The organism is Sphingobacterium sp. JUb20 (genome assembly GCF_004342035.1).
Taxonomy (GTDB): Bacteria; Bacteroidota; Bacteroidia; order Sphingobacteriales; family Sphingobacteriaceae; genus Sphingobacterium; species Sphingobacterium anhuiense.
Genome location: NZ_SLYV01000001.1, coordinates 738,251 through 761,599 on the forward strand (window position 1 = coordinate 738,251; position 23,349 = coordinate 761,599).

Below are 23,349 nucleotides of genomic sequence, written 5' to 3' on the forward strand. Positions count from 1 at the left end.
GATAATATATATTAGTGCTTTAATTTCAATCTATTTACCCCCTTGTCTACTTCTTCTCATAAAGATCACTCCTTTACGACTTAATTATTCATTTGTGATCAACTCGCTTTCTATAATCTTTATAATAATTATTTCAATATTCAATTTTGAAAGGTATAGCTTAATTCAAAAATTTGTGTTTATAGGTAGCCCAATCCTATTTATAGGAAGTTATCTTTGGAAATTAAGACAAACAATAAATGAAAACTAAAAATTGATTAGCTCATTTCCAAAACATCAGTACTGCGTTGATACAACAAATTTACATTTTCTGGCATTATTTTCTGTCCATTCGTCATAAAGGAGACTCTATAAAGAATCTCCTTTTCAATCACTTTTTCCTAAGTCTTCCAATCAACCGGCTCGTCACATAACTTACCACTGTCCCGACTACAGCCATCAAGGCAGTGTGCGTAACATCAGCCAGCGAAAAACTTGCCCAGATGGAACAGAGCGTACCCCCTAAAGTTCCGATACGGATATCATTCCATTTCATCCCGCACCTCCTCTCTTTTTTCATCCTTATCATCCAGTACGGTCTCCACCACACCAAGCCCCAGCGCAATGTATCTAATAATATTTAATGCCTTTCCCGGCAGTTTAATCGGCGCCAGCAAGACCACTTGCAACGCCGCACTTATTTTTTGAATTATCTTTTTCATGTTTTTAATTATTAAAAGGCCTAGTATTCCGACTGCGTAATTTTACAGATGAAAAGGCGTTAAAAATGAATTTCTGTCTGAGTGAAACGAGTTTAAATTCATTTAGCCTATTCAAGGTGAAATAGCATAAAGGAATGCAGCCTTGATTTTTTTGATTACTTTTTTCATCAAGGAAAAAAGTAATTGCCTGTCACGGCATGAGTGACAACATTTAAATTCATTTAGCCTATTCAAGGTGAAATAGCATAAAGGAATGCAGCCTTGACTTTTTTGTTTACTTTTTGTGTCAAGACAAAAAGTAAAAGCCCGTCGCGGCTCGAGCGATAATCACTCCGTTACTCGTTACTATGTTACTATGTTACGCCGTTACTTCAATCCCCACCTCCCCTTTGAGCATCATTTCCACCAATTTTTCATAGAGCGCTACGTATGCCTTTTTAGACTGATAGATCTCATAATCACCATCTACGAAAGCCATTTTATTTCCGACCAGCACGCAACCGGAAGTATCTCCGATGTTGTTACCGATATGGATATAGACATAACTAAAATTTGGAATATCTAGGATCTCGATCATGCCACGGTGCATTTCAGGGAATCTTTTGCGGTATCGTGCATTCATAGCACCATAAGTATTGAAGCCAAGCCGGTATTTACCAGACGGAATCGCGGTGCTTCCTTTAATTTTCGTTTCGCGAACCGCATCTTCCAGACCATAGCCTACAAACTTCCCTTCGAAATATAGTTCAGACAGCGTACTTTCCTTCCCTTTTTTAGTACGGATTAATTTTAAGTTCATCGTTTTTGGATTTAAGAGGTTAGGGAAGCGAACCAGCGGTTCACCTCCCTAAAAACAGATGTACAGGTTACGCTAAAACAAGTTCACCGAGGTAATAACTCAACGAAGTTTTGACGCCATCACGGTGTCCCGTGAAGATCCATCCTTCCAAGGTATCACCCGTATAGCTGACCGGTAAAGGAAGCGATAGCGATGCATCCAGACGCGTTGCCGACTCCATGATACTGAAGAAATTCTTCGTTTTATTGTACATGAGCAACACCACTGAATCATCCGCAAAAGCGTTGAACTTATTGATTTCCGGAGACCAGGAAATCTTCAGTTCACCCGCATTGATTTCCGCCCATTCTACCCCCATTAAATTAGAGAGCGCACCTTTGGAGATCACCACTTTCGAATAGTCAATTTCCAAACTCGGATAAGTCCCTGTTATGCCATTGTTGAGCAAAAACTGCAAAGCTTTGTTGTATCCTGTAGCTTTGCCCTGCAGTTTATCCGAATACCCCAGGTTGAGCACATCTTTGATCGGCGAAAGAAAAGCCACTGCCAAAGCGAACTTTGTACGCTGTTCCATCTGACCAACCGTAGCCTTTTTACCTGTGATTTTTGGTAGCGATTTGACATAATCTACACTTCGCCATGAACTCCCTACGACGCTTCCCACTTTACCTGAATACGCGCCTACAATACCTTTTAAAAATCTTGCCATTGTGTTAATTTTAAACTGTTTACATTGTGACCTGCATGCCGGTCGTTGCTGATATCGAGAACTAAAGTAGAAGCAAAATCAAAGGAAAAAGAGTAATGATCGTACATGATAGCAGATGATAGAAGACACTATCATTGCCGATCAAAATCGGTAGTATTAAGGTCTAAAAAAGGAAACAGCAAGGCAGTCCTTCGAACCAGATTCGGTATTAAATCCAGACTGAATCGGGATAGATTCGGCAATTTATCGGAAGGTGTTCGGCAGTTCTTCGACAAGTTGTCGAAGCCCAGTCGAACAACTGTCGAAGCCTACCCGAGCAAGTCTCGAACCTGTCTCGAACAGCAGTCGAAGCGCTCTCGAACAGCAGTCGAACAGTTCCCGAACAAAGCTTATAAAAAAGTGATCTAGAATGATAGGTTCAGAGTCTAAGAACAGATCATTTCAGATCATCTAAACTCATCGCCCCTCTTCCAGTTACAAATTCCATTGGAGTATGGAATCCAAGATTTACCGTCAATAATCAATACTATAGATTAAGATTTGTAAAAATATTGAAAATAATTCTCGAAAATTTCACTTGATATTACGGTGATCATTAAAATCTGCTCAGAAAATTATACCTTCCTAAATACTCAACCTTCCTCTTCTAATCAAAGTCCCATTAAAGTATGGAATCCAAGATTTACCGTCAGTAATTAATACTATAAGGTAATATTTATAAAAATATTGAAAATAATTATCGAAAATTTCACTTGATATTATGTTGATCATTAAAATCTGTTCAGAAAATTATACCTACCTAAAAACTCAACCTCCCTCTTCTAATCACAGTCCCATTAAAGTATGGAATCTGAGATTTACTCTCAGTAATCAATACTATAGATTAATATTTATGAAAGAATTGAAAATAATTCTCAAAATTTCACTTGATATTATAGTGATCATTAAAATCTGTCCAGAAAATTATACCTTCATAAAAACTCAACCTTCCTCTTCTAATCACAGTCCCATTAAAATATGGAATAAAGGATTTATCTCTCAGTAATCAATACTAAAAGATAATATTTGTGATTACGTTGTAAAATTATTATTTATAATTTCATTGCATTTAATATCCCGATGGTAGTAAAGTCGACAGAAAAGACTTATACCTTCGAGTACAACCTTTTTTAATCATTATGAGCGAACCTGTAAAATATAAATTTAAAATGTCATCAACAGACAGTTTAATACTTTGTTTAGTCAATGAACTTTATCGAGACGGAAAACATGCCAGGTATATGTTCAAAAATAGCAATACTTCGTCAGAAGAATCGTTGACAAATAGCTTAAATTTACTGCAATTTTATCAATATTTGCAACAATTTGAACACAATTAAGACTTAAAATGTGATTTATTAATATTATTTGCATAATATTGCACATATAAAAACAAGTTATGATTAAAATTAATTTAGTAACAAAATGCTTAGTTGCATTCGCGACAATCGCGATGCTATCTTCGTGTAATGGGGACAACACAGTAACGCAAAACACACTGACTGAAAAAGAAAAAAAGGAAGGATGGCAGCTATTATTTAATGGGAAGAACATGTCGCAATGGCATATTTACAATCAGGGTTCTGAACATTCGGCTTGGGTGATCAGGAATGAAGAATTATACTGCGATCCTGAAAGTAATGCTCAAAAAGGAGATTTAATGTCGAATAAAGAATATTCTGATTATGAATTACGATTTGAATGGAAACTTGAAAAAGAAGGAAATAGTGGTGTATTTGTAAATGTACAAGAAAAAGAAGATATCCCTCAAACCTGGCAATCTGGGCCTGAATACCAATTATTGGAAGACTCGCACGCAGACATGGTCAACCCACTAAAACGTCCAGGTTGCTTATATACCTTTACGCCACAAATGAATTTTGTAAAAACTCATCACCGCAGTGAATGGAATCAATCGAAAATAATACAAAAGGGTGGCATATTATCATTTTATCTGAATGACATACAAACAGCAGAAATGGATCTGAACAGCAAGCGTTGGAAGGATATGGTGAAGACCAGCAACTTTAAGGATTATCCGGAATTTGGAAAACATATCAAAGGAAAGATCGCATTACAAGATTGGTCTAGAGGGGTTTCTTTTCGAAACATAAAAATTAAAGAACTATAGAGATCAAGTATCACCTAAAAAATCCCTATTCATGGTGAATAGGGATTTTTTTTTAAATAGGAATTGAATTAGGAACTAAGGATTCATCCATCAGTAATAACTACTACAAGGTAATATTTGTAAAAAAAATGCAAAACAATTATTTACAATTTCATTTTATTTGGTATAATTGTAATAGTAAAGATCAATAGAAAAACCCTTATACCTTCAACTACAACCTTTTTTTATCATGATAAGCGAACCCTTAAAAAGTAAATTCAAAATTTCACCGACTGCCAGTTTAGTGCTTTGTTTAGCCAGTGAACTTTATCGAGACGGAAAAACATGCCAGGCATATGTAGAAAATATCGATACTTCAGAAGGAGAATCGCTCGTAAAGAGTTTTAAACAAGTATTCGAACACTCCGAGTCAATCGCAATACTGAGAAAGCGGTATATCCGCCATCTTTTCGAAGACTATGCTAAGCAATTCCCAAAATTCCAGGTCTGTATTTTAGGAGCTGGTCTTGATCCGCTTTCACTTTATCTGCTAGAACAATATCATGATCAAATCGAGACTATTTTTGAAGTGGACATGGAATCTATGGACGAAAAACGTGCTATGTATACCAAATTGATAGGTGAAAATGATAAATTAAAGTTGATTACTCATGATGCTACTGATATTGACCCTTTGTTGGCAGAATTGAAAAAAATGGGCTATCATTCATCAATCCCTACTATATTCTTACTGGAGGGTTTTGTCTATTACATCAGCCGAGATAAGTTCAGTACATTACTTGAAAAATTAGCTGCCTCTGATGGACAGAAAGCGGTAATACTGGATTACGTTATACCATTTGAAGCTGTTCATGAAAGCAATCGGGAAAAATCCCGCCTTATGCTTCGTTCCCTGGAAAAAGGCTTAGGCTGGCCAATTATGGTTTACCACACATTTGATATCACCGGGCTGATCCAATTTTTTAAAGGAAATATCAAAACAAGCGATTCAACACAATCAATGGAAAAAACATTATATGGAGAAAACAAAATTTACATTCAACCAACTAGCGGTTTTATGGAAATAATAAGTTTTCAGTTCTGATAAAGATTTTAAAGTTGAAAAAGCAAATGTCAAATTAATAACAATAAAAAGGAGACTCTATAAAGAATCTCCTTTTTTATCACCTTTTCCTTACCCTTCCCAACAGTCGGCTCGTCACATAACTTACGACTGTCCCGACTACAGCCATCAAGGCAGTTTGCAGGACATCGCCAAAAGAAAAGCTAACCCATATCGAACAGAGCGTACCCCCTAAAGTTCCTATACGGATATCATTCCATTTCATCCCGCACCTCCTTTTCTTGATTAGGAAGGATCTGCTTTGGTGGAGGTGACTCCTCCTCTCCTTTTTTGTCTTTATCATCCATTACGGTCTCCACCACACCTAGACCCAGAGCAATGTATTTAATAATATTTAATACCTTTCCCGGCAGTTTAATCGGCGCCAGCAAGACCACTTGCAACGCCGCACTTATTTTTTGAATTATCTTTTTCATTTGTTTTATTGTTAGAAGGTTAGAAAATGGTGAGAAGGTTATGAAGTAAGATCGTTAGTAGGTTAGTAAGCAAGGCATTCCCCCCTCATCACTAGTTACTTCGTTATTCTGTCACTACATTACAGCCGAAGGCTTATCCAAAAGGCCTAGTATTCCGACTGCGTAATTTCACCGATGAAAAGGCGTTAAAAAAGAATTTATGTTTGAGTGAAACGAGTTTAAATTCATTTAGCCTATTTAAGGTGAAATAGCATAAAGGAATACAGCCTTGACTTTTTTGTTTACTTTTTGTGTCAAGACAAACCTCAAAGAGAATCTTGAGTGCCAAAAAAATCAAATCATTAACGAAAAAAAGTAAAAGCCCATCGCGGCTCGAGCGACAACTCCGTCACTACTTAATATGTAAAAACACTTCCTGCTCCATATCCCAAAGCGAATAAACCAGAGACTTCAATTTTGCAAGCGCCTTTTTACTCTCCGTACCGCAACCTTCCCCCGTTAATGCTGTAACCGGAGCAATGCATCCCAATAACTCTTTCCGTGCATCGTTGGCTGCATGGATCAATATCGCTTCGCGTCCCAATACAGCCGGAATTCCGATCTGCTCACCATGTCTGGTATACTTTCGTTTTTCCAATTTATAACTCCCCACCGGGATGCAGCTAAGCCTCGGCAGGTTATTACGCCAGGGCAGTTCGATAGTACGGCAGATGACCTCACCTTCAAAAGTGAGGGTACCGTTCGTCCCTTGCTCTCCATAAATCCGTTGGAGATGCAAGATTTGTTTTGTTGACATGTTATTACATCATCTATTAAAAATTATTATTCATTTTCAGCTCCACCTGGTTAATAAATTTCAGGAAGCAGGTCGTTGCTATAACACAACCACCCACCACCTGAAAAATAATCCCATCAATACACCCTAAAATTAGATTACGGTATCACGACCTGATGAATGGTCAGCGCATTATACTGACCATTTGCCAATGGATAATAAGCACCGTTCACAAGCTGATAGTATCCTGTCCCCACAAGTACCAGAACACTTTTATCAGGATCATGAGCAAGTGTAGCCGCAATATCCAGATCCATGGGTTGCATTTCACCAAGTTTGATATAAGCGGACCGTTGGATTACGGGACGCTTATCGGCTTCATCTCCCGAGAATTCCTGCAGAACCAGGGTGTACTGCACATGCGTCGCCCCACTCAACTTGGCGATATGCAAATTCGGAATCAATTGCTCACAGGATAAAAAACCTTCACCACTAAAATTGTCAAAGGTTACCGACAAAGGTTTTAAGGTGATGTTTTTTAAACTGGCGCGCTGATTACACTCCAGACCATTCAGCAATACCATGTTTTGCGGCACAAGAACCCTTTCCCCACGGACACTGACCGGATCCATCTGGATGATTTTTAACATCCGGCTTGCCAGCCTGGTACTGAATCTGTTGTCCGAATTTTCGAACAGCACATCGCGCAACAGATCACGTAGCTTTTTGCTCTCCTGCTGTGCTCTGCCAAATTCACTGCCGTTTTCACGGGTACGTGCAAATGCTGGATCATTGGCAATACGGTCGCCCGATACACCGGTCTTCATACGTGCCTGATAACCCACACTTTTTGATTTGTAAAAGGAAAGATCCCCGATCGTTCCATTTAATTTGATTAAACTTTCTACTCTTGCCATAATAGTATTGTTTTGACAATGCTAAGATGATCATCAGTACAAAAGGACGGGGATCAAAAGCGTAGAAAAGGGGAAAAATGCGGAATAATGATACTGAATTGGCGCGATAAATTGACGAAAATGTACCTAAACGCGAATAAAACTATATTATATAGAAAAAACTTATCTTAGTAAATGAATAACCAATAACATCATTTTTCTGGAGAGGAATTAAACCTAATCTGCAAAGCTTAAGGACTAAAGTACATTGTAAACTTGGACGCTATACAGCTATAAAGCGTGGCATAAGCGTATGTAAAGCGTAGATAGAGCGTAGATACAGTGTAAAAACAGTGTGCTTCACGCACTTAGTACGCACTTACCACGCTCTTAGCCTATGCGCATACTGTACATAGCCAAATAGGCTTTACCCGTGCTCCATTACTGCTTTATACCTGCTTAACAGGTGGTTTGATAGGGAATGTTTGTCTACGGTCAGGACAATCAATAGCAAATCCAGATGATCTGATTATCAACAGATCATCCCTCTAAAAACCAGAATAACATGAAAAACAAATCTCGATTATGCATTTACCCCAAAGAAGCAGCACTTATATTGGGACGTACAGAAAAACACACCTACAAAATCTTTCAGGCCATACGCGATTGCTACGGATTGAAATCAAACCAGTATGTCAGCATCAGTTTATTTGCAGACTATACCGGATTGCCGGAAGAAGAAATTAGAAAATTATTGCTCTAATATGCTTTAAACGGAAACAGCTGGAGAGGACTGTTTCTCCCTATATTGATTCCATATATACTGCAATATAATCCAAGAAAACACTTTTTTTATATACTCATGTTTCATTTCTATCGGTTCTTCCTGACCTCGAACTTTTACTTTAACAAGTTTAGAGCTCATGACTTCGTATGAAACAACCGATGTACCTGGAATAAGGTGATTACGCGAGATCCGGACCATTCTTGGAAATACCCTGTTCATTTCTTCCAAAGAACTTTCGTACACAGTGAACACTTCACCATCCAATAGATAGATATCCTGACAGAGCACACCTTCCCGATTTGCACCAAAAATAAAAGCAACATGCACTTCTTTGATTACCCTGTCATTCAATTCATTGGCAAATTGATATCTACTAAGCGGATCATATTCATAAGGAACAATATCATTAAGTAAAATATACGACAGCTGCTGTATATGGTGCTCATCAAGTTCATGTGTTACAGATGTACATTTGAGCACGATTTCTTTTGTCAGCCTATCAATCTCATCAGTCAACTGTCGTTCACGCAATTCAGCTTGCGCCACATGTTTATCTGCATTAACTAAACTTATTTTCAATTCAGCATTGATACTATCCAAACTAGACTTTAATCCATCTAGCTCCTCCCTATGTTTTAAATCAGCTTTTTCTAATAACATTTTTTGACGTACATCTCCATCTTTATGCTCATCCTTTAAAGTTTTTACCAGCACGGTTTTTTTATTAAGGTAAAAAGCATACATCCGTATTACCATAAATGCATTGCACAGAACCAATAAAAGGAGCATCAGCATTAAGTCACTGTTTACATGATCGTGCTGAAATATAGCAGGACCATAGAAAAACCTTATTAAACCTACACCACCGATAAAAGGCAAAATAACTCCGAAGAAAGTATGATAAAAGCTGGCATGTAATACGTTAGTCTCCCAGAGCCGTAAACGAAACACATAGAATGCGACAACATTGACGATCGTCAGCAACAAACCACCGATTACAAAGGTTTTAAGCATGACCTTCATTACTGGCTTACTGAAAATATAACTCATTGACATATCATCGAATGGAAACAAAGATGCCATGACCATAGCAATGGCAATGCAGATAACGAAAATACGCCAACTGATAATTTTAAAATATGTTTTGATATAAGTATTCATGCACTGGTTTAGGTTATCAAATTGGATTACTTATGACCAGCGGTTAACAAACCATAAGTAAAAAGAAATATAAAAATATTTAAAAATTTCAACATTTAAAGTAACAATTTCGCAACCACTAAAAAGCGAATCACATAATTGATGAAAAAAAACAGGCATTAAGCTATCAAAACAGCACCTAAAATGCAAGAAACTATCGGTTCGATAAAATAAACTGCCGATTCGATTTTTCCAATACGTTATTTCAGGTGTTTTTTTAAATCGAAGCATATCTTTGAAGGTAATATTTAACATAAATCTAAACAATAATGACAGATCAATTTCCCTTCAATCAGGTAGGAGCTACAGATTGGAGAACTGCCCTTTACGCAGCTACTCAAACTGTTATAGATGTCGAAAAACAGTTTATTCAAACCGGTTTTATCAATTGGTTACCGCAACGATTTCAACTCAGTACCGATCAATTTCAATACGCCGTATCTTTAGGTCCACAGGCACAACAATCTATTGCCAATTCGCTTATTACTGCTATTGATAACAGAGCAAATATAGTATTGGTAAACGATGCACAAAGAAAAGGACAAGGAAATAGCAAGACCGCCAACTCGACGCAAAGCTTCGTTCCGGATCCAGAAATACCAGAAACAAGCATTATGGTGCTCACCTTTTCATTCTCATATCTGTAAACAATTGGATAGTCTAAATATGGAAAGAACAAAATATCAAAACCTATTATTTGAAATATTGCATGAACTCGCTCCTGTGCCACCTGCTTTATGGTCAAGCATATTAGCTGTTGTTGAGATCAGATCCATTAAAAAAGGTAGGTACCTTCAGGCTAAGCTATTGGATCTGCATATTGTACTGGAAGGCATCATCATCAAACGCTGGGATGACGCTGGGCCGCTCCAAAATGATGTCATCGACTTTATCTCAAAAAAACAATTTATTCTTCATATTGAAGATGTTGATGGCAGTTATTTTAAAGCAGATAGCGATGTCGTGACGGCTTTCATCAGCCGGGAGAATATCATCAAGCTCATGGAAGAGCACCCTATTTTTGCAAACCATTCAAATTATTTAATTGCGACAGTATTGAATCGTAGATCGTTCAGAGGGAGACTTCTCAAAATGCCTGCAAAAGACCGAAAAACAACTTTTGGAAAAGAATATCCAGAAGCAAATTTTCATTGCAGTATAAGCGATAAAAGTTCATTTTTAGGAATAAGCGCCTCTTACTACAGCACAATTTAGGCTTCTATAGACAACTGCATCCTCAAGGTAAAGATGCAGTTGTCTATCGTAAATTAGAAATCTTTTTGCAAGACCCCTCCTTACTGCAAATCATTTCCAAGTATGGCTACAGCACTCAAAAAAAGCATAATCTTAGATTTTAAAGAATTAAATCATCAAAATCGAAGATCATTTTCTCGAAAATCGTAGATGAAAACCTCAAATATCTAAGATCCAAACCGACCTTCTTGCCATTATCTTTACTTCAGTAGATCGGTACAATAAATACAGATGTCTCCTCTCCCATCTGTGTTTACCTACCAGATTGAAAAAAAAGATGCAATAGAGGTGAACTTGAAACAAAAAAGCCACATACGACTATCATAAAAGCCGCAGCCCCAAGTTCACCCTTTGCATCTCTAAAACATATTTGCTGAAGCACATGATAAAACCGAATTATGAAACAAACCATTATTCTCAATCATCCACCCGATTTCCAGGAGGTAGCTCATTCGGATTTAAGGGTTACTTATCCCATACGCTATGCCCACACCACTTACTGGGCAAATGCGACCAACCGTTATGCAGTGCAGACCTTCGATGGACGGTATGCCTATATCTATTATTACGAATTTTGGATCGACACTCCAACGACACTAGCGCTCGCCTCTCTAGCGCCAGATCTGCACCTCTGTTATCCTTTAATGAGTACCGGGGCACAACCGATTACACTTCATGATCCTAACGCACAGCTCGCGCTTCATTTTCAGCACGAACGTGCCAGTTATCTTTATCTGCCTAAGACTGAATTGACAGTCGAACTGCCCATGGGCCACCACATCATTATCGGGATCACGGTGGATGCTGGACTTTTCAGACCGCATCTAGAGCGTCACTTTGAATTTGTGATGCCACTGGTATACGCCAAACGGGCGGCTGATCCCGTGCCTCTTCAAAGCTCCGATTTTAAAATCGGTCCATTGACACGTACAGAAATCTTAAACCTCTTCAGCCAGATCAATCCCAGGAATATGGAAAACGAATACCTACTCGTCCACCATCAGATCTATCTCATCACCTTGTCAAGACTCAAGATCATTAGCGAGACGACCAAAATAAACACAACAATAGCATTAGTAGATCAGGCACGTGCCTATCTGGAACTCGCAGTAAATAAGTTTGGCGCAAAGGCACTGATCAAAGATATTGTTAAAAGCTTACAGGTAGAACACAACCAGTTAGCTCGACTGCACCAGGAGTATTACGGTTGCCGTTTACACGCATACCGCAACCAATTGCTCCTAGAACGCATTATAAGACAATTGGAAGATTATCCTCAACAGATCGCTACTTTGGCCGAGCAGTTAAATTTTGCGGGACATAGCGAACTCAATCGCTTTTTTAAAAAGCTCACCGGTAAATCTATCAGTCAGTTTAAGAAATCGTAATTCAAAGACTTATGATAGCACATGTTTTCAAAAATCTATCTGACCAGCGGATGAAAACCATACTCCAGAAGATGTATAGTGAAATACCTCGTGTAATGAAAATGCTTGCACCCGAAGGCTGGAAAAAATCCAAGTATCACAAACAGATCCAAGAGCAGCAGCAGCATGCCCATAGTGAATATATCACAGATATACTAGCCGGAAAACAACAAAGTAGCTGTGTCAGTAAACAGCTCATGGATGAAGTTACTTTTATAAATAAATATGCGCTCAACCATGAAGAGTATCATTCTTTCCAATATCCCGGGATCGACCAAGATGAGCAAGAAGTATTTTTTATCTTTTTGCTATTGCTCTGTGATATCAGTGAAGAAGGTGACCTGTTATATCAGCAAACTAATCAAAGTGACATCATCCATTATTACCTCGCTTATGTAGATGTGGAAAAAATAGCACTGGAAATTGCAGGGGAACAGGAACATATCCCGAAGGACGATATTGAATACTTTTTGTTCAGTGATTTCACCATAGACTGGGATGAAATGGAACGGTTCAATTGCCTGCGATTAATCTTTAAAATATTGCAGGCAGAAAAGTACATCTGGCACCATATCGACGATGAACTGCAGCACATTGCTATCTGTTATCACGAAGATCACTATCTAGCATATAGTGCGCTACCTTTTTACGAAAAAAGTCTGCGGCAACATGAGATCATAAAAACCATTCAACAGTACGTGTGCAAGTATCAAGATAGCTGTTTAGATCCGTATGATTTTGAGGCCATTATCGCACTTTTCAATCGACATAAAATAAATTATGCCGTACTGGCCTATGTGCATTGCTACCAAGCATTTCCGGTAGGTTATCCCTACCAGGTCTATCATTACTTCGACGGTTATTCAAAAGAATAAAACTTACCAGATGAAAAGTGCACAATCAAGAAGTGAATTCTACCTAACACCTGCCTTATTTTACAGCCTATCTTTGATTTAGATTCAATGAGGGTTAGAAAGTGAGATGGTTAGGAAAAGTTAGAAAGCTAGGAAGTGAAATGGTTAGAAGGTTAAAAGGTTAGAAAATTAGAGAATAAAAAAATTGGTTGGTGTATTTAATTGAAATAATGTCATGATGAACAAAAGAGGTATTAAAAAGTACCGTCGCAAATTTGCGACATTCCCCGGTGGCCGGGGCAGGAAATAAAAGTCCACTTTAATAGTAAAAGCCTCCGTTGCATGGAAGCTTTTACGTGGCCATCCTTCAACACGTAGGATGATCGATTTGAACCGATATGAATATACAAAATATTTATATCATATAAAAATTCACTTAAAACTTGTCAATTATGGCTTGGTTCGAACTAACAGGGACAGACCCTACATCACCTTCGCATTTTACATTACGTGCAGTTGCTCCCAATTGCCCAGGAAACGATCAAATTTGCTCTATACAGGCAATGAACGATGGTAGCAACAATCCAGTAATTACGAATGCGCTGCAAAATGAGATGATTTTGGCTTTACAGAATGCTACACCTAGCACCAACGTAAAGCTTAAAGATCGTCCATAAAATTTCTTACATATTAATTTGAAAAGGTGCGGTGAAGAGCCGCACCTTATTTAAAAATTTATTAAAGCTGATTTATGAATTGGTATTTATTTACAGGCAGCAACCCTACAGATCCTGCACATTATACACGCGTCGCTTCGCAACCAAAATGTATAGGATCTTGTGTTATCTGCGCTATCAGAGCATCTGATGATGGTAATGGCAATCCTGTTATTTCAGTCAGCCTTTTACAGGAAATGATCTTAGCATTAAGCAACAAAACGAATTCTGCTAACGTCCTGCTGAAAGACTAAAACAGTAAAATTTATAAACATTAAAAAAGGAGGTAAATATGGCATGGTTTGAACTTACAGGGACAGATCCCTATCAACCATCTAATTATACATTAAGGCAAACACAGCCTCATTGTACAGGAACAGATCAAGTTTGTGCGATCCAGGCACTGAACGACGGAAGTAATAATCCGGTCATCAGTACAGCATTACGTACAGAAATTAATTTAGCTTTAAGTAATAATGCCCCTACGACAAATGTAAAGTTGAAGGATGTCTGATTGCTTTAAATTAAATAAGGGTAGGTATTAGTCCTACCCTTATATTTTTACCTAATTCTCCTCCACGACAAGAACCTCCATCTCTTCACGACCATACTTTGCTTTTACTCCGTATACTTCCAATTGCTGATTTAGTTCTTCTAAATTTTTGAAACCACCAAGTGTATACAACGTTTTCTCTGATTTTACTCGGTCTAAAACAGGTGGAAATTTCCCACTCCATTCAATCATTAGACTAATACCGCCAGATCCTGTAACCTTAAATCCATTTGTAATCTTTAGATTCGGATTTTCCTTTATGTCGCAGGGTTCAACAATGATACAATCTATTACTCTAGTACTATAATATGTTTTTATACCAAAAAAACTATGCAGATCATTCAAAATCGCTCGAGCCTGAACAGAATCAGATACGTGATTAAAATCTTTACGCTCATAACAGATACCATATTTACGGATCCACTCCTCTCCTTGTTTGTTAAAATCCTCGTAGATCGAAGAATCCCTAACTTTCCAAACAACTCTTCCTGGCAATCTCAGATAAGTTGGTGGTTTAATAATAGACCACGCATTTATTATTGATATAAATACAGATCTATTGTAAACTGAGCTTATGTTCTGTCCCGAAATACTATCCCTCTTTATTTGCAATGCTTGGATAGGCACCCCATCTTGATAACGGGAGATCCAAGTACCGGCAATCACTTGACTATCTGAGGAAGACTGCAGATCACCTTTTCCAAAATCATCCTTTAAGGGCAGGTCAATACTGCCATTTTGTATTAAACTCAGTAGATTTTCTTCATTTATAGAGCGGTGAAATGTAATCGCTTTCACCTTTCCTTTGTATATGATTGCCACATGGGGCTTTCCGATATGAGGAAATAATGAAAACAGTTCCTTATCATCATAGATGACCGGTAGGTTGACCTTATGTTCTTTTAGATATTCATTTTCATTAAAGAACTTATCCATTGTAGGCCTATCCTGCCACGAGATATTAAAGATCTGTATTTTATCGGCAAGTTTATTTTGCAATTCCTGCAATTTGGGCATCGAGCTGATGCAGGTACCACAGAAGGTATCAAAGAAATCCAATATGATCACTTTGTTTTCTAATCCTTTCCAATCGATCTGCTTAAAATCTCCACGCATCAATGCTACTGATGTAGGTGATATAAAATCTGAACCTACTGAAAGGACTTTACCGCGTTCTATGTCTAATGAGTTCTGTGAATAGCTTATTTGCAAAAGAGCTAACACGAAAATTATAGTTGCAATTATTCTTATTTTCATTATATAATGTGTTTTTTATGGTGATCAAGCTATCAGATTTATTCATCCCACTATGTGGTTTGAAAAATCATGATGGTTTCATTTATTTATTGTTGATGGGAGCTCGAGTGAATAATATTTGCGCTGTATGTCAAAATTATTTACATCTCGATTTCTTATTTTTTTAATTCCTATTAACGTTCATTTTGAGGGATATTTCCCAATTTCACTACTGGATCAGGTAATCTAAAAGCATATTTCAGACTATTGGGAGGTAGGCGGTGTTCCTGCCCCTTTATCGTACGGATCAGATCTTTTTTAAATTTAACTTCCAAATTCAGTCTTTTAAGGTCGGCCCAGCGCCTTCCTCTAAACAGTAATTCCTTTCTTCTCTCCTGTAATATTATTTCCAATAATGCCTCTGCATCCGATACTGTGATATCGACATACTCACCTGTTTGCCAGCGGGATCTTAGTAACGTATTCAGTGCTTCCCGAGCTTCTGTTACTTTGTTTAACCGTGCTGCCGCTTCAGCTTTAATGAGATAAACTTCACTGGTCGTGATTCCGACAAAAAGTTGTGCCATTGAATTGGCATAATTTCCTTTGAAATTGTAAGCACCTTCAATGTTATCACTCAATTGGAAAAATATCTTTCTCCGTAGATCTTTTTCTTGATATGATTGATATAAAACCGGTTCAACCAATGCATTATAATAATTCATCAATCCTGCATTACCGGTAACGGCAGGAAACAGTACTTCTTTGTTAAATTGCGGAATGGGTAATTCATCATATTGATTCAGTGAATTGTAATTTAACAAAGTGGCATTTAAAAGCAGGGACGAATCTGCCATTTTGAATGCTTCTTCATAGTTCGCCATTCCGAGATGAACACGTGCTAAAGCGCCGTATGCTGCTGCTTTATTCGGGTGTCCTTTTACGGGTTGCACAACCGGTAAATTGGAAATGGCTATCCTATAATCTGCTATAATTTGGCTATAGGTATCTCCCAGTGAAGCTCGAACTGAAGGGATGTCCATATCTGCAGAAAGCCTCAAGGGAATACCCAATGCCGTACCTGCTGTTGAAACTGAATAAGCAGGCGTAAACACTTCTGTTATCTGATGAAAAGCAAATGCTCTGAAAAAATAAGCTGTTCCGATAATTTTCTTATACTGATCTTCATGCTGCAATGCCTGCAGTTCCGAAAGCATATCCAATACCTGATTGGCAAGATAAACAACACGATAGGGACTTTGCCACTGCGTAACATCATCGTACTGCTTGTCTGCCCAGACATAGGCACTCTTTTGTTCCGGATTAGTTAATTCGTCCCAATAGGAATCGGCTATAAAATAATCATCTGTGCCCCATTCGCCAGTTACCGGATAGCCCGTATTGAAGTTGCTATAATCATTTAAGAGCAATTCGGCATCTTTTAAGGTTTTAGGGATCACCATCTTTTGATCAGGTTTCTCTTCCAGAAACTTGGAGCATGAAACCAGCGTCATAAAAAGTAAAATTATCAATATGTTCTTTTTCATGGTTTTAGTGTTATAAGTTAAAATTGATACCAAGAGATGTCATCAATGGTTCCGGAATAGCCTCTCCATATTCCGGATCAATCCCCCATTTATTGGCACACCAGATGGTACAGACATTTTGGATATAGGCGTAAAGTCTCAAGTTTTTAAGCTTCAGCTTTTCGGAATTGGGAAACGTATAACTGAGCTGAATATCCCTTAACTTGATCTGTCCTGCATTTTCAACCAGTGCAGACGACATCTGATAGACTTTGCTTGCTAATGCATTATTCGGATAGGTGAAAGCAGGAACGTCGGTCGTCAGCTCATCACCTGGTTTTTGCCATCTCAACCTGTAATCTGCATGTCCGCTTCCACTATTGATAAAACCATTATTATTGAAAGATGTACGGCGGAAAACATGCCCCAGCTGATAGGAAATATTACCCGAAAGCTCAAGAGATTTGAACCGGAAAGTATTGCGGAATCCACCAAAATAAAGTGGGCGTAATACGCCACTGTTTTCGAGATTATTCAGATCAGTACTGACGAGAGCAACATAATCTTTAGAGATCTCCCCGTTAAGATAAGCTCGAGGCTCTCCTGTCTCCGGATCCAGTCCAGCCCATTTATAGGACAGTTGTGTATACAGGTCCATTCCCTCTAGAGGCGTCATCAACATGTTGAAAGGCGCGCCTATAAAATCAGTTGGCACATCCTCATCTACATACGATTTTTTGACCTTGGTACGCGAGTAGGAAAAAATAAGACTGCTCATCCATCCCCAGTTCTTCAACTGTAAGGGTACCATATTCAGTGAAATATCCCATCCCTTTGTATCCAGATTAGCACTGTTGATCGTCAGTGCCCTGAAGCCGGTTGTCGGATCTATAGGAGCCTGCGCAATGAGATCCTGCGGTTTTTTACGGTAATATTCGACAGAACCAGAAATGCGGTTAGCGAGTAGGCTAAAATCTAAACCGAGATTCAGGTTTTCCACTTTCTCCCAGCGCAATGCAGGATTAGGAGGAGAAAACATCATCGCATAATTCTGTCCTGTAATGTAGTGTGCTTCACTTTGCACATTCATAATCGGATATGCGGCAACCGTATTATTCGTATTACCGTTGTAACCGTAAGTAGCACGTAGTTTCAAGAGATCGAATACTCCGCCTTTAATAAGTGCTTCTCTAGATGCAACCCAAGCTCCACCTATTGACCAGAAAGGCTGTCCTCTGTCGTTCGTTTTTACACCATATAGATTGGAAGCATCTTTCCGAAAGCTTCCGCTCAGGATATACCGGTCTGCATAGGTGTAAGATCCGTTGGCATAATAAGAAACAAACCGATTTCGATAAGACTCGATCCGATTACGGTCCATGATCGTATTTACACCGCCCTTCCCGTTCAGGACGGGAACTTCAACACCGTACGGGACGGTCTGGAAAGCACCAGTCTCCGGATCATAACCATAATACTGCGATGACGTTAAATCTTTCCCTAGCTCACGGATGTCAAAACCCGCTAATAAATTCAATTGGCTTTTCTTCCATTTCAGGTTATATTCACCATTCAACCGCCCCTGATGGGCATAGCTATCCCAATGGCTTACATATAAAAAATCACCTACGGGAAGATTCCAGGTCACCTTTTCATCATTCCAGGTCGCATAATAATTAATGATATCCCGCTGGTAGAATGATCCTAGACCTCTCCATATCGTAGAAGGATTGACTGTACGCTGATAGGCATACTGCCCATTTATTTTAAGTCCAAATTTGAAATCGTATGTACCAGAAAAATTTAAAAAAGTCTCTTTTATTTTCTGTGTTTCTTTCGATTGATACATCTCCTTTAACGGGTTGAATGACCAGTCCAACAAACGCCCATTAGCCACGGTATCCAGATAACCCGGATTCTTCCGTAAAAGCGATATTGCCAAAGGATTGCCTTGATCATCAGCCAGATCCATGTACGGATAATTCCCATCGGCGGCAGCCATACGGTTGTATCCCATCTGTTCATAACTTTCAACAGCTTTTGATTCGGTATAGGTGATACCAATATCGAACATCAAGTTCTTAACGGGTCTGAGCTGTGTAGCCGTTTTAATAGACATCCTATTAAAGGAGGAAGTGACCAGTTCATTCAGATTCTTATCATAACCCACTGAAATCAAATTATTGATATTCTTTGCTCCAGTTTGCAACTGCAGGCTATACTGCTGATTGAACGCATTTCTATAGACATGTTTAAGAAAATCATCACGCATGTCAACTTTTTTCAGTTCATTCAAAGCAGCGTTTAGCTCCGATTCAGTTATTTTACCTTCCTTTTTATTCTTCATCAGCAGGATAGCTGGCGTCAGATTCGAATTCCAGCGGTTTAAATTGGAATTGTACCTTCCTTTATCAAATAATTCGTGCTGCAGATCAATAAAATCTCCGGAATTCATCTGCGGAAAATAGTACAGATCAGGCTTAGCTTTAATGCTGAGGTTACTGTTAAAACTTATCTGTGATCGTTCATTAAACCTTCCCCTTTTGGTCGTGATCACGATAACACCGTTACCGGACTGAGCTCCCCATATCGAAGCTGCAGCAGCATCTTTTAGTACCGTTATATTTTCAATATCATTGGGATTGATATTGTTGAAATTGCCTATTCCATAATCACTCAGTTTACTTTCATAAGGTATTCCGTCTACAATAATCAGCGGCGAATTATGACCGCTTAAAGAGCTCACACCACGGATATTGATATTCATCAGATCATTTTTACCCGTATTATTATAACCGACTTTAATCGATGATAGACCAGGAACAATATCTTCCAGTCTACTCACAAAGTTGGTGGAAACCTTTCTGTTGAACAGCTTGCTGTCAACAAACTCAAATGAACCAGTCGCCCTTTCTTTGGGTATTTTCTGGTATCCTGTCGACACCACCTCCACTTCTTCTAGTTTGTTATCTCCAGGTATCATTCTGACCAATAACAATACCCCTGCGGTATAATTGATTTCCTGAGTCTCGAAACCGATATAGGAGAACTTCACCTTCCCTTTCCGTTTTTTGACCAACAGTCCAAAAGTTCCATTTCTGGATGTTCGAATCTGCAGATTCTCATCATCGACACGGATAGACACCCCTTCCATCGGCCCACCGTCTATGGATGATATCACTCTACCTTCGAGTTCATATTTACTTTGCCCGTTCACCCCGCTGTCCTTGCGGGGTGTCTGAGCATATAAACATAAACTATGAAACACTGCGATAACCATGATACATGGTATCGCAATCACTTTAAGTGCTTTTAATGTGCATACTATTAGATTAAAGGCACGTAACATTGGAGAAAGCAAATAGCATAGTACTACTTGGTTCCAATTTGCTTTTAGCGATGAAACCGTAGGTTGCTCATCCCCTTGTTGAGAAGAACCATTCCTGAGGTTTCCAATTTTTAGTATAGAACTTTTCAATGTGTTTATTTTTTGGTTTGTTTTTGATTGAAGACAAAAAAACAACGCTCGAATTAGGACAGTATTTTTCCTTCGGAATAGCGCATAGCTATCCCTATTGCAAGTTTTTTGCATTTTTTTAAGGTTACATTGAAGGTAAAGCGAGTGCTAAAACTTACGCAATAAGCTCCCTATTCAACCATTCAATAGTTAAAAAATAAGATTTGAAAAAATGCAATTATATTGTCAGCATCAAGGTCATATTTGGTCTTCGTGATTGCATTTTGAATGGATAGTCATCATAGTGACTTAGCGCAACAGATCTAATCTGCCGGCTTGATGATGTTTTTCTGGAGCTGTTTTAATTTTAACGTACTCATCTTTTAAGATTATGACTGATGAGTCTCATGCCCTCGAAATAAAAACGTGGGATACTATCTAGCATTATTCCCTGGGTCTCACGCCTTCGAACTCCGCTTCAAACGATAGCACCCACGCCCTTATTATATTGCTAATATAGCAAAATAAAGGCTATTGGGTGTAATCTACCGCTCTCGTGTTCGATATTTATTTGTGAGACTTGGGAAACGAGACTCGTTAATTACACTACCATACCTAAAAAGGTATATATCAATTAAGTAATACAACAAATATATATACAATTTTTTTACAAAAAAAGTAATTTCATGATAATTTTTAGCGTAACTTTTTATCGGTCTTTGTTTAATGTTAGACCAAGATGAAACTTATAATAAGAAATTAGCACAGAGATTGTCTCAAATCATGAATATTCTTGATATGACGCATGTTGGTTTCGCCGAATTTGTAGAGAGAGATGTCTCTCATATTTATGGAATTATTAACCAGTCTAGACCCTTTAATGACACGCTTGCCGAACATATTGGTAAAAAACTTGAGATTAAAGGTGCTAAGATTCTTAATTTGAATGTTACTATTCCATCAAGTATCGCCAAAACGGAAGCAGTCGTTAACTTCAAACGGGATAATAAAGATAATCCCGAGTACTTTCTACATTCCAAAACTGACAGAAGTATAGACGCTTTTGTTTCGGAAGTTCTTGTTAAATCAAACTTCCTTAAAAAACCTAGATATCTTAACGAAATAGAGTCATATATCGAAACAGAGTTTCAAAAATCATACATTGATGATAAGCTTTCTAAAGCACTACGGTACGCAGTTACCAAGAAAACGTTAAAAAGCGAAAAGAAGCCAATCAAATTGAAAAATGGAGATTTTGGAAAAAGACTTATTGATGTCTACTGGGTTGACAACACGTAGCAGTCACTGATATAAATATACTATAATACAAAACATCGAATTTAATGAAACGCGCTACTAATGACAATAAAACGGTATGACATATTTCTTGACAACAAAAAAATAGGTGCAACTGCACTTGAAAAAGCAGATGCACCAATGGGTGTTGTTTTTGGTCGCGTAACGTTGGACAATATTAATTCATACTATGACTTTTTAAAAACTTATTGCTTGACAAACAATATTGTAATCATTACTGACTATCCAGATGACAAATTTATTGGAACAGCGAACATTCCTAATTTGAAAGTGGTTAATCCAAATGGAATTGAAATTAAAGGAGAAGTAACAAATATTGAAGGGATGGACGATGACGTTTTTGAAATTACTATTTCTGGTGTACCATATCCATTTTTTGAAGAAGAGTTTCCACATCACGTAAAAATATATAATGACCAATTCAAAGACATCCAATGACGATAGATACAATTTCATTACATATTAATCAACCAATCTCCTCTTAAATAGCTCCAACTCCTCTCTAATTGTTTTAATTTACAGCAAACTAATTAAGATACAACCTTGCATCAACTAATTCAAATTGGGGATTGTCTTTAAATAACTGTCTTAAGAGGTGAATGTGACCATTGCCAAATATTACAAGAATAGCTTTATCGGTTGGCGAAACATTTTTCAAGATATTTCCATATATTTTCAAGTTTCTTTTATACCATTCTGCGGACAATTCAGCACCTATGTAATTATCTCCCGCTCCTATTTGTGGAAATATGTAGTTGTAAACAAAATGGTTTCTAGATAACTGCTCTGCTGGATTATTTAAAATAGCCAAATTATCTTTGACAGAATGGTTCTTAAAATAGGTGTTTAAACTATCAACATAGAGTTTTGTCTCCCTGTCAAATTCAGCGTAGAAATTAAATCCAACACTATCTGCATATCTTTTCACCTTTTCCTCAAACCATTTACCTGATACATCTACGCTATAAATATGCTCATTTTTCAATTGTTTAGCTAGTCGAAAACCGATTTGGAACTTTTCACTAACCATAGCTTTATTGTTTATATCTGAGTTTCCATTTTTATATTGTTGAAAGAATTCATCTGCTTCTTTTTCCCACTTTGCTCCGCTTTCAATAAATATCTTTTCAGGATTAAATTTCGACAAGGAGTTAGTAACATCTAAAATCTGAGCTTGCCTTTTTTCTGATAGGTGGTCATCTACGTTTACGTTAAATTGATCTGCACCTGGATTTGAAAAATGATAAGACCCAAGTAGTAGCACTTTGATTTTTGAATTCTCGCCATTAGACTGGCCTACCGCCGTAATTGAATAAATTACGCATAATAATAAAAACAATGATCTCATATTAATTTGAATGAACTATTCAAAACAACATAGCAAATAATAAGATCTTGCTTTTAGTGTCACTGCAAAAACCACCTATCTGATA

General features: G+C 37.8%; 25 protein-coding genes. 12 read left to right on the forward strand and 13 right to left on the reverse strand.

Annotated elements, in window-relative coordinates; all coding sequences use genetic code 11:
• Window positions 1–370: 370 nt before the first annotated feature.
• From EDF66_RS25990 to EDF66_RS03250, 4 genes are all read right to left on the reverse strand, one after another.
• Window positions 371–535 (reverse strand): hypothetical protein, encoded by a 165-nt coding sequence (locus tag EDF66_RS25990; RefSeq protein ID WP_165902344.1) that lies wholly within the window; start codon window positions 533–535, stop codon window positions 371–373.
• The gene (locus EDF66_RS03240; protein WP_132840526.1) at window positions 522–701 is read right to left on the reverse strand and encodes a hypothetical protein; all 180 of its coding nucleotides are present in this window, start codon (window positions 699–701) and stop codon (window positions 522–524) included. Before EDF66_RS03240 ends, EDF66_RS25990 begins: the two co-directional genes overlap by 14 nt.
• A 358-nt stretch (window positions 702–1,059) precedes the next feature.
• Window positions 1,060–1,500, reverse strand: a complete 441-nt coding sequence (locus EDF66_RS03245) for a DUF5675 family protein (RefSeq protein WP_132840528.1) — start codon at window positions 1,498–1,500, stop codon at window positions 1,060–1,062.
• 67 nt (window positions 1,501–1,567) lie between these two features.
• The gene (locus tag EDF66_RS03250; protein WP_132840529.1) at window positions 1,568–2,209 is read right to left on the reverse strand and encodes a DUF6266 family protein; all 642 of its coding nucleotides are present in this window, start codon (window positions 2,207–2,209) and stop codon (window positions 1,568–1,570) included.
• A gap of 1,438 nt (window positions 2,210–3,647) precedes the next feature.
• Between EDF66_RS03250 and EDF66_RS03255 the strand changes: the two genes are divergently transcribed.
• Window positions 3,648–4,379: a DUF1080 domain-containing protein gene (locus tag EDF66_RS03255; protein WP_207898413.1), complete on the forward strand. Its 732-nt coding sequence runs from the start codon at window positions 3,648–3,650 to the stop codon at window positions 4,377–4,379.
• Window positions 4,380–4,608: 229 nt separating this feature from the next.
• Window positions 4,609–5,463, forward strand: a complete 855-nt coding sequence (locus tag EDF66_RS03260; RefSeq protein WP_132840531.1) for a class I SAM-dependent methyltransferase — start codon at window positions 4,609–4,611, stop codon at window positions 5,461–5,463.
• Window positions 5,464–5,542: 79 nt separating this feature from the next.
• On the opposite strand, the gene EDF66_RS25995 is transcribed toward EDF66_RS03260, so the two are convergent.
• The 4 genes from EDF66_RS25995 to EDF66_RS03275 all read right to left on the reverse strand — a co-directional run bounded on the left by EDF66_RS25995 (window position 5,543) and on the right by EDF66_RS03275 (window position 7,610).
• A complete protein-coding gene (locus EDF66_RS25995) occupies window positions 5,543–5,707 on the reverse strand; it encodes a hypothetical protein (protein ID WP_165902345.1) in 165 nt (54 codons plus the stop codon).
• Window positions 5,694–5,918 carry a hypothetical protein gene (locus EDF66_RS03265; RefSeq protein WP_132840533.1) on the reverse strand — a complete coding sequence of 75 codons (225 nt, stop codon included), beginning with the start codon at window positions 5,916–5,918 and terminating at the stop codon, window positions 5,694–5,696. Before EDF66_RS03265 ends, EDF66_RS25995 begins: the two co-directional genes overlap by 14 nt.
• A 391-nt stretch (window positions 5,919–6,309) precedes the next feature.
• Window positions 6,310–6,714: a DUF5675 family protein gene (locus tag EDF66_RS03270; RefSeq protein ID WP_132767330.1), complete on the reverse strand. Its 405-nt coding sequence runs from the start codon at window positions 6,712–6,714 to the stop codon at window positions 6,310–6,312.
• A 137-nt stretch (window positions 6,715–6,851) separates the two neighbouring features.
• Window positions 6,852–7,610: a hypothetical protein gene (locus EDF66_RS03275; RefSeq protein WP_132840535.1), complete on the reverse strand. Its 759-nt coding sequence runs from the start codon at window positions 7,608–7,610 to the stop codon at window positions 6,852–6,854.
• A gap of 544 nt (window positions 7,611–8,154) precedes the next feature.
• Between EDF66_RS03275 and EDF66_RS03280 the strand changes: the two genes are divergently transcribed.
• A complete protein-coding gene (locus EDF66_RS03280; protein WP_021190160.1) occupies window positions 8,155–8,352 on the forward strand; it encodes a hypothetical protein in 198 nt (65 codons plus the stop codon).
• Between the two features lie 6 nt (window positions 8,353–8,358).
• Here the strand turns inward: EDF66_RS03280 and EDF66_RS03285 are convergent, their stop codons facing one another.
• Window positions 8,359–9,537: a hypothetical protein gene (locus EDF66_RS03285; protein ID WP_132840537.1), complete on the reverse strand. Its 1,179-nt coding sequence runs from the start codon at window positions 9,535–9,537 to the stop codon at window positions 8,359–8,361.
• A gap of 308 nt (window positions 9,538–9,845) precedes the next feature.
• Here EDF66_RS03285 and EDF66_RS03290 point away from each other — a divergent pair, with 308 nt between their 5' ends.
• The 7 genes from EDF66_RS03290 (at window position 9,846) to EDF66_RS03320 (ending at window position 14,341) form a co-directional block, all read left to right on the forward strand.
• The gene (locus EDF66_RS03290; RefSeq protein WP_132840539.1) at window positions 9,846–10,223 is read left to right on the forward strand and encodes a hypothetical protein; all 378 of its coding nucleotides are present in this window, start codon (window positions 9,846–9,848) and stop codon (window positions 10,221–10,223) included.
• Between the two features lie 19 nt (window positions 10,224–10,242).
• Window positions 10,243–10,791: a hypothetical protein gene (locus tag EDF66_RS03295; RefSeq protein ID WP_132840540.1), complete on the forward strand. Its 549-nt coding sequence runs from the start codon at window positions 10,243–10,245 to the stop codon at window positions 10,789–10,791.
• Between the two features lie 806 nt (window positions 10,792–11,597).
• Window positions 11,598–12,218, forward strand: a complete 621-nt coding sequence (locus EDF66_RS26000) for a helix-turn-helix domain-containing protein (protein ID WP_165902346.1) — start codon at window positions 11,598–11,600, stop codon at window positions 12,216–12,218.
• 11 nt (window positions 12,219–12,229) lie between these two features.
• Window positions 12,230–13,132: a hypothetical protein gene (locus EDF66_RS03305; protein WP_132840544.1), complete on the forward strand. Its 903-nt coding sequence runs from the start codon at window positions 12,230–12,232 to the stop codon at window positions 13,130–13,132.
• A gap of 431 nt (window positions 13,133–13,563) precedes the next feature.
• On the forward strand, window positions 13,564–13,788 hold the full coding sequence (locus tag EDF66_RS03310) for a hypothetical protein (RefSeq protein WP_132840546.1): 225 nt from the start codon (window positions 13,564–13,566) through the stop codon (window positions 13,786–13,788).
• Window positions 13,789–13,862: 74 nt separating this feature from the next.
• Entirely contained in the window at window positions 13,863–14,081 is a 219-nt protein-coding gene (locus tag EDF66_RS03315; RefSeq protein WP_132840548.1) for a hypothetical protein, read from the forward strand.
• A 38-nt stretch (window positions 14,082–14,119) separates the two neighbouring features.
• Window positions 14,120–14,341: a hypothetical protein gene (locus EDF66_RS03320; protein ID WP_132840550.1), complete on the forward strand. Its 222-nt coding sequence runs from the start codon at window positions 14,120–14,122 to the stop codon at window positions 14,339–14,341.
• Window positions 14,342–14,392: 51 nt separating this feature from the next.
• On the opposite strand, the gene EDF66_RS03325 is transcribed toward EDF66_RS03320, so the two are convergent.
• The 3 genes from EDF66_RS03325 to EDF66_RS03335 all read right to left on the reverse strand — a co-directional run bounded on the left by EDF66_RS03325 (window position 14,393) and on the right by EDF66_RS03335 (window position 20,620).
• A complete protein-coding gene (locus EDF66_RS03325; protein ID WP_132840551.1) occupies window positions 14,393–15,637 on the reverse strand; it encodes a TlpA family protein disulfide reductase in 1,245 nt (414 codons plus the stop codon).
• Window positions 15,638–15,810: 173 nt separating this feature from the next.
• The gene (locus tag EDF66_RS03330) at window positions 15,811–17,163 is read right to left on the reverse strand and encodes a RagB/SusD family nutrient uptake outer membrane protein (protein ID WP_132840553.1); all 1,353 of its coding nucleotides are present in this window, start codon (window positions 17,161–17,163) and stop codon (window positions 15,811–15,813) included.
• Window positions 17,164–17,173: 10 nt separating this feature from the next.
• The gene (locus EDF66_RS03335; RefSeq protein ID WP_165902347.1) at window positions 17,174–20,620 is read right to left on the reverse strand and encodes a SusC/RagA family TonB-linked outer membrane protein; all 3,447 of its coding nucleotides are present in this window, start codon (window positions 20,618–20,620) and stop codon (window positions 17,174–17,176) included.
• Between the two features lie 705 nt (window positions 20,621–21,325).
• On the opposite strand from EDF66_RS03335, the gene EDF66_RS03340 reads away from it, so the two are divergent.
• A complete protein-coding gene (locus EDF66_RS03340; RefSeq protein WP_132840557.1) occupies window positions 21,326–21,898 on the forward strand; it encodes a hypothetical protein in 573 nt (190 codons plus the stop codon).
• 60 nt (window positions 21,899–21,958) lie between these two features.
• Window positions 21,959–22,354, forward strand: a complete 396-nt coding sequence (locus EDF66_RS03345; protein ID WP_132840559.1) for a hypothetical protein — start codon at window positions 21,959–21,961, stop codon at window positions 22,352–22,354.
• Window positions 22,355–22,442: 88 nt separating this feature from the next.
• On the opposite strand, the gene EDF66_RS03350 is transcribed toward EDF66_RS03345, so the two are convergent.
• Window positions 22,443–23,264, reverse strand: a complete 822-nt coding sequence (locus tag EDF66_RS03350; RefSeq protein ID WP_165902348.1) for a DUF5694 domain-containing protein — start codon at window positions 23,262–23,264, stop codon at window positions 22,443–22,445.
• Window positions 23,265–23,349 lie beyond the last annotated feature (85 nt).

What these genes read in the sequence shown, in the direction of transcription:
- EDF66_RS03320 (WP_132840550.1), top strand. Translation starts at nt 14,120, where the DNA reads ATGGCATGGTTTGAACTTACAGGGACAGATCCCTATCAACCATCTAAT.
- EDF66_RS03290 (WP_132840539.1), top strand. Translation starts at nt 9,846, where the DNA reads ATGACAGATCAATTTCCCTTCAATCAGGTAGGAGCTACAGATTGGAGA.
- EDF66_RS03285 (WP_132840537.1), bottom strand. Translation starts at nt 9,537, where the DNA reads ATGAATACTTATATCAAAACATATTTTAAAATTATCAGTTGGCGTATT.
- EDF66_RS25990 (WP_165902344.1), bottom strand. Translation starts at nt 535, where the DNA reads ATGAAATGGAATGATATCCGTATCGGAACTTTAGGGGGTACGCTCTGT.
- EDF66_RS03350 (WP_165902348.1), bottom strand. Translation starts at nt 23,264, where the DNA reads ATGAGATCATTGTTTTTATTATTATGCGTAATTTATTCAATTACGGCG.
- EDF66_RS03280 (WP_021190160.1), top strand. Translation starts at nt 8,155, where the DNA reads ATGAAAAACAAATCTCGATTATGCATTTACCCCAAAGAAGCAGCACTT.
- EDF66_RS03240 (WP_132840526.1), bottom strand. Translation starts at nt 701, where the DNA reads ATGAAAAAGATAATTCAAAAAATAAGTGCGGCGTTGCAAGTGGTCTTG.
- EDF66_RS03340 (WP_132840557.1), top strand. Translation starts at nt 21,326, where the DNA reads ATGTTAGACCAAGATGAAACTTATAATAAGAAATTAGCACAGAGATTG.
- EDF66_RS03315 (WP_132840548.1), top strand. Translation starts at nt 13,863, where the DNA reads ATGAATTGGTATTTATTTACAGGCAGCAACCCTACAGATCCTGCACAT.
- EDF66_RS03310 (WP_132840546.1), top strand. Translation starts at nt 13,564, where the DNA reads ATGGCTTGGTTCGAACTAACAGGGACAGACCCTACATCACCTTCGCAT.
- EDF66_RS03345 (WP_132840559.1), top strand. Translation starts at nt 21,959, where the DNA reads ATGACAATAAAACGGTATGACATATTTCTTGACAACAAAAAAATAGGT.
- EDF66_RS03245 (WP_132840528.1), bottom strand. Translation starts at nt 1,500, where the DNA reads ATGAACTTAAAATTAATCCGTACTAAAAAAGGGAAGGAAAGTACGCTG.
- EDF66_RS03255 (WP_207898413.1), top strand. Translation starts at nt 3,648, where the DNA reads ATGATTAAAATTAATTTAGTAACAAAATGCTTAGTTGCATTCGCGACA.
- EDF66_RS03295 (WP_132840540.1), top strand. Translation starts at nt 10,243, where the DNA reads ATGGAAAGAACAAAATATCAAAACCTATTATTTGAAATATTGCATGAA.
- EDF66_RS03330 (WP_132840553.1), bottom strand. Translation starts at nt 17,163, where the DNA reads ATGAAAAAGAACATATTGATAATTTTACTTTTTATGACGCTGGTTTCA.
- EDF66_RS03325 (WP_132840551.1), bottom strand. Translation starts at nt 15,637, where the DNA reads ATGAAAATAAGAATAATTGCAACTATAATTTTCGTGTTAGCTCTTTTG.
- EDF66_RS03260 (WP_132840531.1), top strand. Translation starts at nt 4,609, where the DNA reads ATGATAAGCGAACCCTTAAAAAGTAAATTCAAAATTTCACCGACTGCC.
- EDF66_RS03265 (WP_132840533.1), bottom strand. Translation starts at nt 5,918, where the DNA reads ATGAAAAAGATAATTCAAAAAATAAGTGCGGCGTTGCAAGTGGTCTTG.
- EDF66_RS03250 (WP_132840529.1), bottom strand. Translation starts at nt 2,209, where the DNA reads ATGGCAAGATTTTTAAAAGGTATTGTAGGCGCGTATTCAGGTAAAGTG.
- EDF66_RS03275 (WP_132840535.1), bottom strand. Translation starts at nt 7,610, where the DNA reads ATGGCAAGAGTAGAAAGTTTAATCAAATTAAATGGAACGATCGGGGAT.
- EDF66_RS03270 (WP_132767330.1), bottom strand. Translation starts at nt 6,714, where the DNA reads ATGTCAACAAAACAAATCTTGCATCTCCAACGGATTTATGGAGAGCAA.
- EDF66_RS26000 (WP_165902346.1), top strand. Translation starts at nt 11,598, where the DNA reads ATGGGCCACCACATCATTATCGGGATCACGGTGGATGCTGGACTTTTC.
- EDF66_RS25995 (WP_165902345.1), bottom strand. Translation starts at nt 5,707, where the DNA reads ATGAAATGGAATGATATCCGTATAGGAACTTTAGGGGGTACGCTCTGT.
- EDF66_RS03305 (WP_132840544.1), top strand. Translation starts at nt 12,230, where the DNA reads ATGATAGCACATGTTTTCAAAAATCTATCTGACCAGCGGATGAAAACC.